This is a genomic window from Paraglaciecola sp., assembly GCF_039943935.1.
Taxonomy (GTDB): Bacteria; Pseudomonadota; Gammaproteobacteria; order Enterobacterales; family Alteromonadaceae; genus Paraglaciecola.
In genome coordinates, this window is the sequence record NZ_JBDUZQ010000021.1 from 378,609 (window position 1) to 395,365 (window position 16,757).

The 16,757-nt window shown below is 42.2% G+C and carries 11 protein-coding genes; 5 read left to right on the forward strand and 6 right to left on the reverse strand.

What is annotated here, in order from left to right:
- Positions 1-61: 61 nt before the first annotated feature.
- Both ABJD71_RS13735 and ABJD71_RS13740 read right to left on the reverse strand, forming a co-directional pair.
- The gene (locus ABJD71_RS13735; protein WP_348170353.1) at positions 62-805 is read right to left on the reverse strand and encodes a class II aldolase/adducin family protein; all 744 of its coding nucleotides are present in this window, start codon (positions 803-805) and stop codon (positions 62-64) included.
- 211 nt (positions 806-1,016) lie between these two features.
- Positions 1,017-1,763 (reverse strand): hypothetical protein, encoded by a 747-nt coding sequence (locus ABJD71_RS13740; RefSeq protein WP_348170356.1) that lies wholly within the window; start codon positions 1,761-1,763, stop codon positions 1,017-1,019.
- A gap of 419 nt (positions 1,764-2,182) precedes the next feature.
- Between ABJD71_RS13740 and ABJD71_RS13745 the strand changes: the two genes are divergently transcribed.
- On the forward strand, positions 2,183-2,653 hold the full coding sequence (locus ABJD71_RS13745; protein WP_348170359.1) for a YHS domain-containing (seleno)protein: 471 nt from the start codon (positions 2,183-2,185) through the stop codon (positions 2,651-2,653).
- A gap of 279 nt (positions 2,654-2,932) precedes the next feature.
- On the opposite strand, the gene ABJD71_RS13750 is transcribed toward ABJD71_RS13745, so the two are convergent.
- Positions 2,933-3,808 carry an alpha/beta hydrolase-fold protein gene (locus tag ABJD71_RS13750; protein ID WP_348170362.1) on the reverse strand — a complete coding sequence of 292 codons (876 nt, stop codon included), beginning with the start codon at positions 3,806-3,808 and terminating at the stop codon, positions 2,933-2,935.
- 329 nt (positions 3,809-4,137) lie between these two features.
- Between ABJD71_RS13750 and ABJD71_RS13755 the strand changes: the two genes are divergently transcribed.
- The 3 genes from ABJD71_RS13755 (at position 4,138) to ABJD71_RS13765 (ending at position 6,735) form a co-directional block, all read left to right on the forward strand.
- Entirely contained in the window at positions 4,138-4,386 is a 249-nt protein-coding gene (locus ABJD71_RS13755; RefSeq protein ID WP_348170366.1) for a DUF2960 family protein, read from the forward strand.
- 257 nt (positions 4,387-4,643) lie between these two features.
- Positions 4,644-5,909, forward strand: coding sequence for a DASH family cryptochrome (locus ABJD71_RS13760; RefSeq protein ID WP_348170369.1), 1,266 nt, complete (start codon positions 4,644-4,646; stop codon positions 5,907-5,909).
- A gap of 292 nt (positions 5,910-6,201) precedes the next feature.
- Complete coding sequence (locus ABJD71_RS13765; protein WP_348170372.1) at positions 6,202-6,735, forward strand: PepSY-associated TM helix domain-containing protein; 534 nt, start codon at positions 6,202-6,204, stop codon at positions 6,733-6,735.
- On the opposite strand, the gene ABJD71_RS13770 is transcribed toward ABJD71_RS13765, so the two are convergent.
- Positions 6,718-8,799 (reverse strand): TonB-dependent receptor, encoded by a 2,082-nt coding sequence (locus ABJD71_RS13770; RefSeq protein ID WP_348170375.1) that lies wholly within the window; start codon positions 8,797-8,799, stop codon positions 6,718-6,720. The genes ABJD71_RS13765 and ABJD71_RS13770 overlap by 18 nt on opposite strands.
- 88 nt (positions 8,800-8,887) lie before the next feature.
- Positions 8,888-12,145: a glycosyl hydrolase gene (locus ABJD71_RS13775; protein WP_348170378.1), complete on the reverse strand. Its 3,258-nt coding sequence runs from the start codon at positions 12,143-12,145 to the stop codon at positions 8,888-8,890.
- Positions 12,146-12,397: 252 nt separating this feature from the next.
- Between ABJD71_RS13775 and ABJD71_RS13780 the strand changes: the two genes are divergently transcribed.
- Positions 12,398-15,535: a YCF48-related protein gene (locus tag ABJD71_RS13780; protein WP_348170381.1), complete on the forward strand. Its 3,138-nt coding sequence runs from the start codon at positions 12,398-12,400 to the stop codon at positions 15,533-15,535.
- Between the two features lie 97 nt (positions 15,536-15,632).
- Here the strand turns inward: ABJD71_RS13780 and ABJD71_RS13785 are convergent, their stop codons facing one another.
- Positions 15,633-16,454 carry a hypothetical protein gene (locus ABJD71_RS13785; protein WP_348170384.1) on the reverse strand — a complete coding sequence of 274 codons (822 nt, stop codon included), beginning with the start codon at positions 16,452-16,454 and terminating at the stop codon, positions 15,633-15,635.
- Between the last annotated feature and the right edge of the window lie 303 nt (positions 16,455-16,757).

The following is a 16,757-nucleotide window of genomic DNA, read 5'->3' on the forward strand; positions in this document are numbered from 1 at the left end:
GGCGGCCAGTTTGATATCAGCCCCCCCCCTTTACATCCATGGCCTAACATATCCCTCTTAGCTAGTTTTTATAACTAGGGTCTAACCGCTCTAACTTTCTGAGCCAAGCCTGCCAAACTGTTTGGCGTTCATGCTCAACTTTTTTAAATTGAGAACTGACATACTGAGACAGCTCATTGGAGATTGTATTCATTTTTGACAAGCTCCCCATTTGTGCCGCCGCTAGCTGAATTTCACAAGCCCTATTCAAGTAATACATAATTTGAAAAGCATCAGCGACACTCTCACCAACTGTTAACAAACCATGACTACGCAAAACCAAGCCAATATTACTGCCTAATGAGTGTTGAATACGTTTACGCTCTTCTAGATTCCACGCTACGCCTTCATAGTCATGATAACCAAGACAGTCGTAAAACTCGGTACTAATTTGATTCAACATCAACAACCCATCATCACAGGCAGCCACTGCCATACCAGCGGTAGTGTGGGTATGCATAACACAATGGGCATCATCGCGGGCCATATGCACAGCACTATGGATAGTAAAGCCTGCTAGGTTGTAATCAGCATTGCCTTCTAATATTTTGCCCTCAGCATCAACCACCACTAAATCACTGGCACAAATTTCATCAAACATCAGACCAAATGGGTTAATTAAAAACCGGGGGGTACCTGCTCCTGGCAAACGAACGGAAAAATGGGTATACAATGTGTCTTCCCACCCGAGCATAGCCGCCAACCGATACGCTGCAGCCAAATCACGGCGTAATTCAGTTTCAGTTTGGATACTTCTACTACTCATAATCTCAATCTCAATCTCAATCTCAAATAACGTAAAAAATGACGCTAATAATGTCCTGAAAAATGAATAAAAGAAAGAACTAGCTACTATCTATAACCTCTAAATTCACTAACTCTAATTAAGCTAACGCTTTTCTATGTAACGTTATTGCAAACAATGAATGAGCCAATATTTACTGCATTATTGAGTTGCAATACTAAAATATGACTCATTAAACACGACTACGAACAGACCCATCGATGACCATACCAAACTGGCTACGTGTCCCAAGAACAGAAATCTTGCCCTTTTCTGACAAACTATCTAACTGGTTTTGGCTCATACATAAATCACCACTTTCAAAGTTAGTAGACTCCAAAATCTCTACTCGATACCTGCAATACTTTCTGCCACTTCGCTTACGGTAGTCCATATAATACTGAACTTGCTCTTGCGTAGATAAAATATGAAAGTAGTAAGGTAATGACTTATCAACAAACAACCAGTTGAATGTAACGAGCAACATAGGCATAACAACCATACCTAGTTTGCCACGCCAACTTGCCATTACACGCTGGCGATACTTTACATCCAGGTAGAGACTCGCAAACCACCCAGCAACAAGTAATAGTGCCATAATCCAAGTTACCCAGCTGCTTTGGTTGGTCCAGTCTTTACTGGTCATGAACTCATAAAACATGGTTGGTAAAATGGCTACTACCAAAACCGTAAAAACCACTATCACTATGCGAGTAATAACATGTAGTTCAGACCACTTTGGTTTGGGAGCTAAGACAATTTGTGTCTGCTCTTGAGGAGTAGGTAATGCTTTTTGAATTTCTAATTTATTGGCAAGCAGAGCTTTCGCATTTGCATAGCGCTCTGGATACTTCACTTGGTCAATATGAGCTAAAATATCTTCAAGTTCTGCAATGTTATACTCAGAATAATCTGGAGAGTTACTATTTATAGGTGCCACTTTTGAATCATTGCTTTACTACAACAAAATGTTCGTAAGAACAGTAGACCTTAATACCCACAAAAAAGTTTATTGCTCATAGTCATTTAATAGGTGTATTAGTTAAAAGGGTCGCAATAGTATGCATGGTTGAACTTATCTGACGAAAATTACTAACGCTATCGTAATCACAAAAAAAACTCACTAGAGAGCACCCAAAACCACTATCTTGGGTATTAACCTAAATACCCCATCAGCCAGAATTTGCACTACAATAGTGACTAACCTGCTCACTGACACTTCATTAGATCCTGATTGATTTTGGGGTTTTGACTAGTCAGGTTTAGGCCAAATAATTAAAAACATTTAATTATTTGAAATATTTACCCTAATAGAACGGTTAATACAGATATGAGACATCATTCACTAAAGGGATACACATGAGACATTTATTTAAATACTTAGCAGTTATCGTTATTACGTTTTTTACAATACCCGCTTTTGCATTAGACGACGCAGTAAACACTGGTCGTTTTAACAATATTGCCATTGATGGTTACGACACGGTTGCATATTTTACAGAAAGCAAGCCGGTTAAAGGCAATAAAAAAATTACTGCGGTGTGGCATGACGCAACATGGCAGTTTTCTAGTGAAGAGAACCTAGCCTTGTTTAATGAAAACCCAGAAAAATATGCTGCACAATATGGAGGCTGGTGTGCTTATGGCATGTCGAATGAAGCAACAGTGCGTATCGACCCTGAAGCATGGCACATAACAGACGGTAAACTTTACTTAAACTACAGTAAAAGTATTCAGAAAAAATGGTTAGCAGATAAAATGTATAGAATTGAAGATGCTGACTTATATTACCCTGAAGTCACTAATGTAAATACTTTTTCTAAGAATTAAGGATTTAGAAAGCTCGGATTGTTAAAGTCGATAGGGTCAAAGTTTGACTCTGTCGACTCAATAACAAAACAGCATACATCTTGGGCCCTCTCCCAAACTTGTCATTTTCTACATAACCTCTGAACAAAGTAAAATAGACACCTCCTGATACACCCCAAAAACAAAACCATTTAAAATAGCACTACCAAGTATTTCTTCATGTGCTCCAAACGGTTAGAGACTGATCTCAGTATTAAACAGACGAATTCTTAATCCCCTATTAAACAACAAGCTGAAGATCTAGTGGCTGTTCTCTGCTCTAAATTCATAATAGGCTTCTAGTGCTTTAGGTACGGAAACATAAGGGTTTTCTATATGTTCAGCATCTTCACTGAAACTAAATGCAGAATAAAAATTATCTGGTGCGTTTGACTGGATCGCCGACAGCAAACCTTTAAATGAAGCGGTAATAATATTGTTTTCGGCGCCACCTAAACTTAAATATAAAAACAGAGGGTCGCCAGTAGTACTGCTTAAGCTATTCTTAAACTCACGAACCACAACAGACTCGTCGTACCAAGCGGCTGGGCTAAATGCAAAATACCCCGTAAATAATTTTGGCTTAGTCACAATGGCATATAGAACAAAGCTCCCCCCCGCAGAAAAGCCACTTAGAACTCGGTTGTCATTGATAGCATAAGTTGTTTCAATAAAAGGTAAAACTTCAGTCTCAATAAACGCCAAAAACAAATTAGCCTGACCAAATATTGAAGGATCATTATCAGATGCTAGCCGCGCTTCTATCTTTACATCTTTTCTCGCGTAAGGCGGAACCAGATCCCTATTTCTTGCGTCAACCCAAAATAGATTAGGAATTGCCACAATAATTGAATCTTCAACCTTATTTTGACGAGACAACTCTGCTACTGACTCATCCCAACGGCTCAAATTGAAATTACCATCTGATTTAACAATTAATGGATAAGCTTTACGTTTATCATAATTTTCAGGTAATCGAATAAAGACTTTTCTGTGCTCACCAAGCACCGAGGAATAAATATTGTGATCAATAAAATCAGAGGTGTAATCGTCTAAATATCTTTTATAAACCAACAAGCTAGTGCATAGGAATAGAGCTAAAAGAACCGCAAAAATTAATTTATATGGAACCTTCATTCGCTATAACCTCGTAAATTTGTTCTTATTCAATTCAGCAACTTTCAACGGGCCTGCTCGCATCCTATAAATCGCTCAACAAGAATGTTGAGGTGTCTGCTGATTATCAGGGTGTATGATTTACTAATTCAAAGCAATTTAATTCGCCGCTTTGGCATCGTTTATGAAATCCCCCTTTCGCCTCACACTGTTCACAAAGGCTAACTTGTTGGTGTCCCTGCAACCACCACACGTCTCTTTTTGTTAAGCTTATTGAATAAACGCTGCTATTTAAGTTTATAATGACGGCCAAATAGTTGTCGCAATTGATGAACCCACGAGAGCAGAAAATGGCCCATAAAGTACGTTATAAGTTTAAAGGTGTGGCAAAAGAAATTAGTTTTTCTTACAGCCTACATCAAAATATGCATGAGGCAGTGGCCGCTGCTGAAGGAATAGATCTCACCCACTTTTTGCAAACTGAGCAGCAAATTGCCTCTATCAGTAAAGGCAAAGCTACAGTAAGAAATTTTAGAGATGCCGAATTTGTAAAAATGGGGTTTACTGAATTATATTTCTTAAAAAATGGCCAAGAATGATCGTCGTTTTGGGTCATTCGCTTAATAGCATCGTTCTTAAGTCAAGATTATAGCGACATCAACAAATCGACGGGAAAGCCGATTGGCATAGGGCGTGCGTAATGCGTATCTATTGCTAGTCGAAATCTGATCTCAGAATACATATCTTTGGTTCAAGACCGCTGACCTTTATATCGAATCATTCCAACTTTATTCTTGTTTTACACTATATATCAAGATTTTGTGATCTGAATCTGCATTTGGCACATAACCTAGATATGAACTTAAAATGTACCACCGGATTATTTTGGTTTAGGCATGACTTACGCTTAGAAGACAATCAGACCCTAAATCTATTATGTACCACAGTCGATAGGCTGATATGCGTGTATGCGTTTGACTCATACTCGGATAGACAAGATTCCTTGTTAGAAGGAGAGGTAAGCGCTCATCGAAAAAACTTTGAGTGGCAAAGCGTAGCACTGCTAGATAAAGCATTACGTAGTAGAGGCCAGCATTTACATGTAATTAAAACAGACAGTGTAGCGAATATTACGAAGCTTGCTGTTGAGCATAATGTGACGCATATTGGAGTCACAAGTCACGCTGGTGTCTACGAACAACAAGACTGCGCAGCATTGAGAAAAGCACTGCCCCAGGTAAGCTTTATTTCAGAAAATGGACATAGCTTATTTGATATTGAACAACTACCTTTTTCTCTTGCCGATTTATCTCCCAGTTTTACTCCGTTTCGCAAGCAGGTTGAAAACCTAAGTATATCTGCCCCCACTAGTGCTTGTGCTGACTTACCAGAAAGAGTGTTATCTACGCCTGGTGAGCCTAGGTGGACAACCATTATTAACAAGGTACAAGGAGGTGAATTTGCAGCAGTAGAACAGTTGCAACGGTATTTGTTTGAAAGCGACGCTATCAAACACTATAAACAAACCCGCAATGAGTTGGATGATTGGTATAGCTCGAGTAAATTGTCGTTCTGGTTAGCTAACGGCTGTATATCGGCCAAAACGGTTTATAGGGAAATTAAACAATACGAGCTTTTGAGAGGGGCAAATGAGTCCACTTATTGGTTATATTTCGAGTTACTGTGGCGTGAATATTTCCATTGGAATTTAACCTTGCATCAATCTAGGCTCTTTACTTTTGACGGCGTGAAACAAGTAAAACCCGAAACCACTTTTGAACAACCAAAGTTTACCCGCTGGTGCCAAGGCACAACAGGGTACCCTATTGTTGATGCATGTATGCGCCAGCTTAATCAGACTGGGTATATGTCGAACCGAGGACGGCAACTTGTCGCCAGTTGTTTGATACATGAGTTGGCGTTGGACTGGCGTTATGGGGCAGCCTATTTTGAACAACAGCTCATTGACTATGACGTGGCCAGTAATTGGGGAAATTGGCAATACTTGGCTGGGGTGGGCGCAGATCCTAGAAAAGATCGTCGCTTTAATTTACAAAAACAAACCGAATTTTATGATCCGAATGGCACCTTCAGGAAAAAATGGTTGATAGACGCAAAGTGAAAACATCCATAATCACTAATTTAAAAGCATCTTCTTGAGTTGGCGAAGCCATGCTTTTAATTTGCCCAAGACTCAAAGTTCACCCAGTAACGCAGACAAAATAAGAGCGCACTTTAGTGCGACCCGCAAGGTGACATATAAGGTTGTATTTCGTAAAAGAAGTATACCGAGTAGCAGACCTCTGGTCCCAAAACGCTTTTAGTCGTCCCTTAAATTCGTAATATTAGCTCACATTTTTTACTCACTAAATTAGATGCAGTATAATGAACGTCCATTTTTAGGTAGTAAATGAATGTCGATTAACCTGCGTAAAACCAGCCGCAATTTTCACTTGTGGCTTTCATTAGCCATCTTTATTCCTGTCGTTGTTGTGATTGGCAGTGGCCTTTTGCTGCAGGTGAAAAAAGAGTTTGATTGGCTACAACCTCCTACCCAAAAAGCCGCTGGTAGTGTGCCCTCTATTAGCTTCGATAGTATTTTAGAAGCGGTACAACACGCTCCCGAAGCTGAACTGAATAGTTGGGATGATATCGACCGTTTAGATGTTCGCCCGGACAAAGGCATCATAAAAGTTCGCGGAAAAAATCATTGGGAAGTACAGTTAAATGCAACCAACGGCGAAGTGCTGCAAGTTGCTTACCGGCGTACCGATACCATTGAAGCTATTCACGATGGCAGCTGGTTTTTTGAAGGGGCAAAACTATGGCTGTTTTTGCCCGCTGCCATTTTGCTTTTCATTTTATGGCTGACAGGCTTAGTAATGTTATTTACTACCTTAAATAGCAAATATCGAAAACGTTACTATCGTTCACAACAAAAAGGTTAATGCTAGCTGTACGCTTTCACCTTGGGCAAACGCTGCTTTGTCATCGGCGCTCACATAATAGTGTTGATTGGTAAGATTACGCCAACTTGCTTGCACTGAAGTACGTTGGTTGAATTGCCATGCCGCGCCAATATCTAAGGTGGTTACATTACCGAGTGCTTTTTCACCATCTGCAATATCTTGCTTGCTGGCACGATAAACCAGCGTTGAAAATAGCCGTAACTCACTCACTTCATACCCTAGTGTTAATCGCTGACTATTAGGCGAAATATCGGCAATGGCACTACCATGGTTATCTTCGCCATCAATCCATGCGCCATTTAACTGCGCAAACCAATGCCCCTTTTCTGGTACATTGTTATGGGATTTAATTGCAGCTTGTGATTGCTGCCAGTCTAGTTGATAGCTAATTCCGAAAATCGTCGCACTGTCTGAATTACTATAAATTTCCACATCTTCAGATACCCTAGTACGTTCAATGTAGTGATGTATTTTCTGATGAAATAGTTCCAGTGAGCCCTTTAAACCATTGCTGTTGTAAGATAAAGAAGCCTGTAAATTTGTGGCCTGCTCTGTGTCTAGATTGGCATCACCTAACACTGTGCCCCTAGGGGTTTCTCCTGAAAAATAACGTTCGGTTAATGATGGGTTCCGAAACGCGCTAGACAAATAAACACTTGCCGCCCATTGGGTTGAAAGCGTATGGCTCGCCCCAATAAAGCCACTTACGTTAGTACTTGTGACATCATCAGTATTATTAGACTGTTGCTGCCAATCAAGCCTGCCTCCAAACGCTAACGAAGTAGCACCAAAGGTACGCGATGCATCAGCAATACCTGCAACTGTGGTTTCACTGGCATCCAATGTACGAAGCTCGTAGGCCAATTCAGAAATAAAAGATCTTTTGGTCGAGTCTGAAGACTCATCTATAAGCAATTCATTAGCAGAGGAGACTAAGGTTAACTCTCTTTCATCAATAATAACCCCTTCTCGTCTCATCAACTGAGCTTGCCAATTTACTTGCCAGTTATTAATGCGTGCATTACGGCCCACATTAAACCCTAGGTCTAATGCCTCACTTTCACTTTCATTTATCCGGTCTTCGGGCCTTAATATGTGAGTGTCCAATGTGGATTGATGCCACCAAAGATTACTCACTATGTCATTGCTAGATGTGTCGCTACTAAATATATTAGTGAATGCAAACGTCATTTTGCCTAACCAGTGGTTATTTTCTGGGTAGGTAGTCACTCTATCTTCTGGAAAATCACTGCTGGATTTACCAATATCACTGTTGTCTGAATATAATGTCCACGCTTCTTTCAGCACCCCATTTTCTGGTCGATGTCTTATAAACAACGCGGTTTGTTCAAACTGATCAAACAAGGTATTACCTTGTGCGTCAGAGCCATTATTGCCTTTACGGTACGAAAGGTTCCAATCGGTATTCCCTGCGTAATCGGCATAACTATAATCTTGGGCCTCTTGGTTACTACTCCAGCCTACTTGAAGGTTTGCTTGTGTATTGTATGAAAGTAGCAAATCTACCGCGCCCCCCATAGCGCCCGACCCTAAGTAGGTAGACGCAGCACCCGGAGTTACGGCAACACCTTGAATAAACGAGGGAGGGACAAACCCAACACTGGCCCCTGCTCGGCGGTCGCTAACAATAGGTACGCCATCAAGGAGCGATTGAATTCGCCAGCGAGAAAAGCCGCGAATATTGATGTTTTGAATTTGCCCACCTTGCCCATTTAAGTTAACAGAGGGCGCTTGCAGCAAAATATCATTGATATGGGGGCTACCTACAAGGTTTGACTTATCGTAGCTATGTTGAGGAAAAATACTGTTTAAGGTTTGATTGTAATACGGGCGCTCTGCTTTGACAGTGAACCGCTCTAGCTCATCAGCACTTTTAGTGTCAGCGCTCATACCATCGGCCGTCGCACAAAAAACGGGGGCAGTTACAAATAAAACGGTTGAAAATAACGTAAACATTACTAGTTCAAAACTCGATAACTTAGCAAAGGGTATAACACAACAAAGATACAACTGGGTTTTCATTAAGTATTGCTACGGTAATCAAGTTAAAAAGGAAGGATAAAAAAATGCGGCAGCTTAACGCTACCGCATCTATCTTCACTATCGCAGGTTAGTTTGCAATAACAGGAATGCCAGCAGTCCAAGGACCACCTTCATTCACAACGGCTTGCTGTAGCGCAGGCACAGTGGTTTCATGCAGGGTTTTAATCCGTGCACTTACTTGGTTTAACTCATCAACAGCATAACCAAGTTGGTCTTTATGCTGTTGAGTAGGCCCATAAGATGAGTTTAATGCCGAACTTGCATAGCGTAAACGGCTCAAAATATTAGCTGGCTTAATACCTTTACGATCTCGTGATTCTAACCCACTAAACGCCTGATTAATGTCGTTTAATTCACTTTGAATACTGGCAAAATCAGCTTCAAGCTGGGCTATATCGCTAGGGGTACGGTCAATAGCAATACGTAGTAACGTCAAGGTTTCTTTCACTTGCTTAAGCACAGTGGTTGAAGACATTGCACGTTTCTGGGCTTGTGTTACGGCATTTCCATAGGCTGTAATGTCATCCGCAGATGCCCCTTTCAGTGCGCCTTCGTAGATAGACTCCAATGTAAAATCAACAGGCTCAGCTAATTGAGTAACCGTCGCACCTTCACGCTTGAATAACGTAGCGCTGTAAGTACCAGGCAATGCCATTAAGCCATTACTTCTGCGGCCTTTTTTAGCAGTTGACGTGGTATTCGCATACTTCATATCCCACGTAATTCGGTGAAGCCCTTTTTTAGTTCCACCCGCTACGCGATTTATAACATCTCCCGCTTTATCACGAATTTCGATATAAACTGCTGGCTTTGGCTCTTGGTTTTCAGCTTCTATTGCCTCCCAACTTGGATACTTAGGATACTTTTCATCTTCAACTAGCTTTTTCTCAGCTTCTTGACGTGTTTCCTTCGCCGTTAGCAAACTGTCTTTTAGATAATAAGTTAACGTTGCACCATGGGCAGGGTTCTCAGCCACATAGCGGTCATCGCCGTCTGAGTCAGAGTGATTAGTATCTAACTTAAACCATTTCACAGGGCGGCTAGGTGCGAACAACAAAGCATCTTGCTGCATCGATTTTTCAGTTAATTCACGAAGCGGTGCGTAGTCATCTAAGATATAGATACCACGACCAAACGTACCGGCCACTAAGTCGTTTTCTCTGCGCTGAATTTTTACATCGCGAGTTGAAATAGTTGGCATACCGCCTTCAAGCTCAAGCCATTTTTTACCGCCGTTAACCGTAAAGAATATGCCAAACTCGGTACCGATGAACATCAAATCTTTGTTCACATGATCTTGAACAATACGCCAAACCAGATGTTTTTCAGGTAGGTCATCAGCAAGTGATGTCCATTTTTTACCTAGGTTAGTCGATTTGATTAAGTAGGGTTTGTAATCGCCATATTTATGGTTATCCAAAGCCACATACACGGTATTCGGATCGTATAAATCAGCACGAATATCATTTACATAAGCGGTAGCGGGAATACCTCTAATATCATCTAATTCAATCTTTTTCCAAGACTCACCGCCATTGGTGGTTACTTGAATAATGCCATCGTCGGTACCTGCCCACAGAATGTTTTCATCCACAGGGCTTTCAGAGAAGTTAGCAATGGTATGGAACTCTGTCATAGCGTACAAATCCCAACCGGCTTCAACTGACCACGTTCTGCCCATCATGGGCATATGCATGCGATTTCCGTCTTGGGTAAGGTCGCCAGAAACGGCTGTCCAGCTATCGCCACGATTGTCTGAACGCCATACTCGCTGCGAAGCAAAGTAAATACGAGCAGGGTCATGGCTCGACACATTAATGGGTGCATCCCAGTTATAGCGCTCAGCTGGGTCGCCAGGCAATGGTTGCGGCTTAACATACACACCTTCTTTGGTGGTCATATCTATGCGGGTAAGGTTACCCTGCTGCCACTGAGAATACATAATGTCTGGGTTACCAGGCTCAATTGCTGGCTGATGCCCATCGCCGCCTAGTGTTAAAAACCAGTCTTTGTTCTTAATGCCATCTTTGCGTTTAGTACGTGATGGCCCGCCTTGGGTAGAGTTGTCCTGTGCACCAGCATAAATCGTGTAGAAAGGTTTTGAATCGTCCGGCGCAACTTTGTAAAACTGAGTTAATGGCAAGTTAGCCATAAAACGCCAGTTATCCATTCTATCATGAGACATATAAATGCCGCCGTCTGAACCCATCAAAACAAAATCAGGATCAGTTGGATGGAATGCCATTGCATGATCATCTACGTGTTTACGCTTGGTGTTAATTGGCGTCCAGGTTTTACCACCATCGTCAGACACTTTACTGTAGTTACTGGCAATATAAACACGATCGAATTTATGTTGGTCTGCAAATATTTCTTGGTAATAGTGAGGGCCCGTACCTGCACCTACTTCATCAGATACCTTAGTCCAACTTGTGCCTTGGTTAGCCGAACGATAAAAGCCACCTTTGCGATTATCAGTTTCGATAGTGGCATAAAGCACGTCGGGGTTAATAGGCGATATCGCCATGCCTATTTTACCCATGTTGCCTTTTGGCAAGCCGGTTTTAAGTTCGGTCCACGTTTCGCCGCCATCGTCAGACGTATGAATGCCAGCACCTTCGTTAGTCCCTACATATACAGCAATAGTACGCTGACGAGCCCATGTGGCAGCGTAAAGTTTATCAGGGTTGCGCGGGTCAATAAGTAAAGAAGTTACGCCCGTCCACTTGTCAGCAGGTGTAAGTACTTGCTTCCACGTATCGCCACCATCAGTGGTTTTATAAAGCCCACGCTCGCCGCCGCCAGTCCACAACGGACCTTGAGCCGACACCCACACAATATCAGGGTTGGTTGGGTGAATAATAATGTCAGAAATATGCTCCGATTTCTCCAGCCCCATATTCTTCCATGTTTGACCGCCATCTACAGACTTGTAAACACCGTCACCAAAGCTAATATGACGCCCACCGTTGTTCTCGCCTGTCCCCACCCAAATGATATTTGAGTTACTCGGTGCAATGGTCACGTCGCCAATAGAATATACATCTTGTTTATCAAAAATGGGCGTCCAGGTATTACCTGCGTTAGTGGTTTTCCATACGCCACCAGAACCTACTGCGGTGAACCATGTTGAAGGATTATTTTGATCAATAGCAATGTCGGCAATTCGGCCAGACATATAAGCAGGGCCAATATTTCTAAGTTCCATTGCTTTAAATGTTGAACTACTAAAAATAGGTTTGTCGTCGTTAGATTTTTCTGCAAAAACAGTCGAGCATGAGAGTGCAAGAGATACAGCTACTGCGGCTTTAAGAAGCTTTTTCATTATTATTATCCACGGATTAATTGTTATGTTTTCACACCAAGTAAATGTGACCTCTTAGAACTACTAACAAACCTGTAAAGATTCAATGAACACGCGACCAAATACCGAATATAGAAGTTAAACAAAGGCGATTATTTTTTGTGGCTTATTCACCGGCTGCCTCCACAAAAACTTTTGCCATATGACTTACAACAACGCAATATATGTACTTCTACCTTTAAAAATAATAAACACAATACAGGGCACTCGACTATGATTTCACGAAGAATGTTTGCGGCTATTGCTATTTGCATTAGCGCACTTTCTAGCGTCTCAAATACGGCTTATGCACTCAAAGATACGGTTAACCCAGCGCTTTTCGATAAACTGCAATATCGCTTTATTGGCCCCTACAGAGGTGGGCGCTCGACTGCGGTAACTGGGGTTGCAGGCAATACCAATCTTTATTTCATGGGGACGGCAGGGGGCGGTGTTTGGAAAACTGAAAACGCGGGCTTATCTTGGACAGCCATTTCAGATAAAGAGTTCGCAGTGGGCACCATTGGTTCAATTGCTGTTGCCCCTTCTGACCCTAACGTTATATACGTGGGCACAGGTGAAGGCCCTATTCGCGGCGTAACCACAAGCCATGGTAAAGGCGTTTACAAGTCAACTGACGGTGGTGAAAACTGGAAGCTAGTAGGCTTAGATAAACGCGGTCAAATCCCTAAAATTCGCATACATCCTACAAACCCTGATATAGCGTGGGCTGCTGTACAAGGCAATATTTGGGGAGCAAACGAAGAGCGTGGTATTTTTAAAACCACCGACGGCGGAAAAAGCTGGCAACATGTATTAAAAGTTAACGCCGACACTGGCGCTGCCGACTTAACTATCGACCCAACTAACCCGAGAATTCTTTACGCCAGCATGTGGAACCAAGGCAGAACGCCATGGTTTATTAAATCTGGCGGAGACGGTGGCGGCCTTTATAAATCAACAGATGGTGGCGAGAGTTGGGACAAGTTAGAAAAAGGGTTGCCTAAGCTAATTGGTAAAGTGGGCGTGGATATCGCGGCCTCAAACCCGAAACGTCTTTACGCCATTATTGAAGCTGATGAAGGTGGCTTGTATCGTAGTGATGATGCAGGAAAGTCTTGGTCGTTAATGAACGGCGACAACATTCTTAAAGCACGTGCGTGGTATTACAACCACATTAAGGTTGATCCTAACGACCAAAATACCCTTTACGTAATGAATGTGCAGCTTCATAAATCTATTGATGGTGGCAAAACATTCGAGATCAAATCGTTACCTCACGGTGATACTCACGACATGTGGATTAACGCAGACAACAGCTTAAACATGATTAACGCCAATGATGGTGGCGCAACCGTTACTTTTGACGGAGGCAAGTCTTGGTCGAGTATTTACAACCAACCAACGGCACAGTTTTATCGAGTCATTACCGACAACTTAGACCCTTACTATGTCTATGGCGGCCAGCAGGACAACTCAACAATGGCAACGCCTTCTAAAACGTGGGATCGCGGAATTGGCATTGAAGATCAGTTCTCGGTAGGCGGTGGCGAAAGTGCTCACATTGCGTTTAATGCAGATGATCCCAAACTGATTTATGCAACTACTATCAACGGTACACTCACAGAGTTTAATCGAGATACAGGGCTAACCCGCCCCATTATGCCCTACCCTGAATATGTGTTTGGCAGAAACGCACGAGATCAAAAATATCGCACCAACTGGAATGCACCAGTGTTAGTGTCAAAGCACAATCCAGATACCGTGTACTACGGTACTCAGATGATTTTGAAAACCACCGACCGCGGCGTGAACTGGCAGGAAATTAGCCCAGACTTAACCCGTAACGACCCTGCAAAGCAAGGGCTTAACGGCGGGCCAATTACCAATGAACAAGCGGGCGCTGAATACTACAACACGGTTTTCTATATTGCCGAATCTGCGGTAAACAAAGGCGAGCTTTGGGTAGGTGCAGACGACGGTAAACTTCATATTACTCGTGATGAAGGCAAAAACTGGAGAGACATTACCCCCCACAAGAAAGAAGCACAGGTCAATGCCATTGAGCTTAGCCCTCATGCCCAAGGCAAAGCCTACGTAGCGGTAACAGGGTATAAACTTAACGACTATACACCCTACATTTATAAAACCGTTAACTACGGCAAAAGCTGGAAGCGTATAGACAAAGGCTTACCCGATGATGCATTTGTACGTGTGGTTCGCGAAGACACAGAGCGAGAAGGTTTACTGTTTGCAGGTACTGAAAGCGGTATGTTCACTAGTTTTGACAACGGCGAGAACTGGCAGAAATTAGAGTTAAACCTACCGCCAGTTGCTATTACCGACATGCAAGTAAAAGACAATGACTTAGTGGTAGCCACCCAAGGCAGAGGCTTTTGGATTTTAGATGACATCAGCCCGCTAAGAGAAGTACATAAGTCACTAGATAACGAAGCGCTTTTCCAGTTTGAACCCGTTGATGGTGTGCGTTTATTATCTGGCGGTGGTATGACAGATCAGCCCCAAGCGAAAAACCCACCACGGGGTGCAAGCTTCCGTTATTACCTAAAAGATGCGCTAGAAGATCAGCCCCTGCGCATTGATATTTTTAACGCCGATAATGACTTGGTTCGTTCGTTGTACTCAACTCCTAGCGCGTTTGAGATGTGCGCAAAAAGCAACCAAGACAAGCGCAGCCCTATTTCGTTTAAGCACCCTTCTACCCACAAAGGTTACAACACCTTTGTATGGGATCTCCGCCGACAGCCGCTCGACTGTATTGAGAACGTAAAACTGTTTGGTGGCTGGGAAGGCGCTAGGGTGATGCCGGGTGACTACAAAGCCAAAATAACCATAGGTAATTTATCGCAAACACGGGCGTTTAAAGTACTACCCGACCCAAGAGAAGAAGCCGACAAAGCTCAACTTCAAGTGGTTGAAAAAAGCATTCAAGCAACTGAAACACTGCTAAATGATTTGTTTTTCAACTTGCAGAAAGCACGTGACGTTCGTAGCCAATTAAATAATGCAACAGCAACCAACTTAATGCTGGCAAGTGATGTTTCTGCATCTATTGAACGAATTGTTAGCGCTATTGATGATTGGGAAGCACTGGTTATTCAACCAAAACATCAAACTTTTGAGGACGATATTAACTGGCCTAATATGCTTGATAGGCAAGTACGCTTCTTAATGGACAACTTTGATAGAACAGGCGCACCTGCGCAAGCCGGCGCACTCAAACGTTTAGAAGATTTAGAAACTAAATGGCAGCAGTACAAAGTACAGCTAGAAATATTGTTTAGTGAAGAAGTAAAACCCCTAAACGAAAAGCTATCTAGACAGGGGGCGTTTGACTTAGAGCAGTTGTAAATGCGTTAACGTTTTCGGACATGAATAGCCTCGCCTTTAGCGGGGCTTTTTATTGATGTAAGCGAAGGAATTCGCCCACTTTAACTTATATCACGTGTTAAAATTTTGAGTACGTTGCACATCGCTTGTGCCACCCAAGTAACCAGTTTTTTTCAATGTCTCGCTGGGGTGAGTTTTCTATACGATTTGACAAGACTCTTTTACATGATTCGCTAAAGGCCATATGAATATTTGTCTCATCGGCAGTATCGATACCCAACAACACTTGCAGTAAACCCCAACCTTGGTTTTGGTAGCGCTCACTCTGTGATACCCCCTCCCCTTTAAAGTTGATGTAATCTATCAATGTGTACAAACCAAGTTCCGTTTGGCTTAAATCAGCAAACTCTTTTGCCACTAAGGCTTTTTGTTGTTCGCTGTCGATAGTAGCTAATATTTTTGGAAGCGCCGCTTGCATGCGTAAATGAATAAAGCTTATCTGAAATTCAAACGTCGAAAGTAATAAGGCCTGTAAATCACGCCATTGTTGAGTTTCTTTGGCTTTAGCTTCTGCGAAACTTTTTTTACTGCTCCACGGGCAATTTCGGTTAAATAACATCCAATAAGGCACCTCTACCTTTTGTTCGATTAAATACTCAATAAAATCAGGAAACGTCTCAGTAAATCTACTTTGATGCCCATCAGCAAACCAAATAAAGTGACCTATACCTGCGCTGACAAAAGATTCGCCATTATTCCAAGCTATTAGGTTTTCGGGCTTAGCGCCCGTTTCATTTTGATAAATTTTGTCTGCAATATGAAGGAGTTGAGCTTGGGTTAAATCCATTCCTGAATCTTGTGCTTTAATATTCTGCGAATAAAAGACATGTAACAAAGCAATCAAAAAGTAAACTACACCAAGAGGTTTTAAAGTAAGCACATTAACCCGCCACAGTAATTAAGAGTGGCAGTATTATACTCAATTGACACTCATCTTATAAAGGGGCGTTCGTCACGCTAGCTTGCCACCGCCCCTACAAACTTTACGAATGAGCACCTTGTTGTTCTTTATAAAAGGGATGGCATAGAGCATGAATCATTTAATTTCACTCTGGCCTTCTATTACTGCTCTTATTACGGCAATGAAAAATAGGTATCGATAAATACCTGGGATGTGGCGTATTTTGTGCTAGTTCTTCATCTGTTTAGCGAAATTGCTTTGTCACTCTATGTTATTGCAATC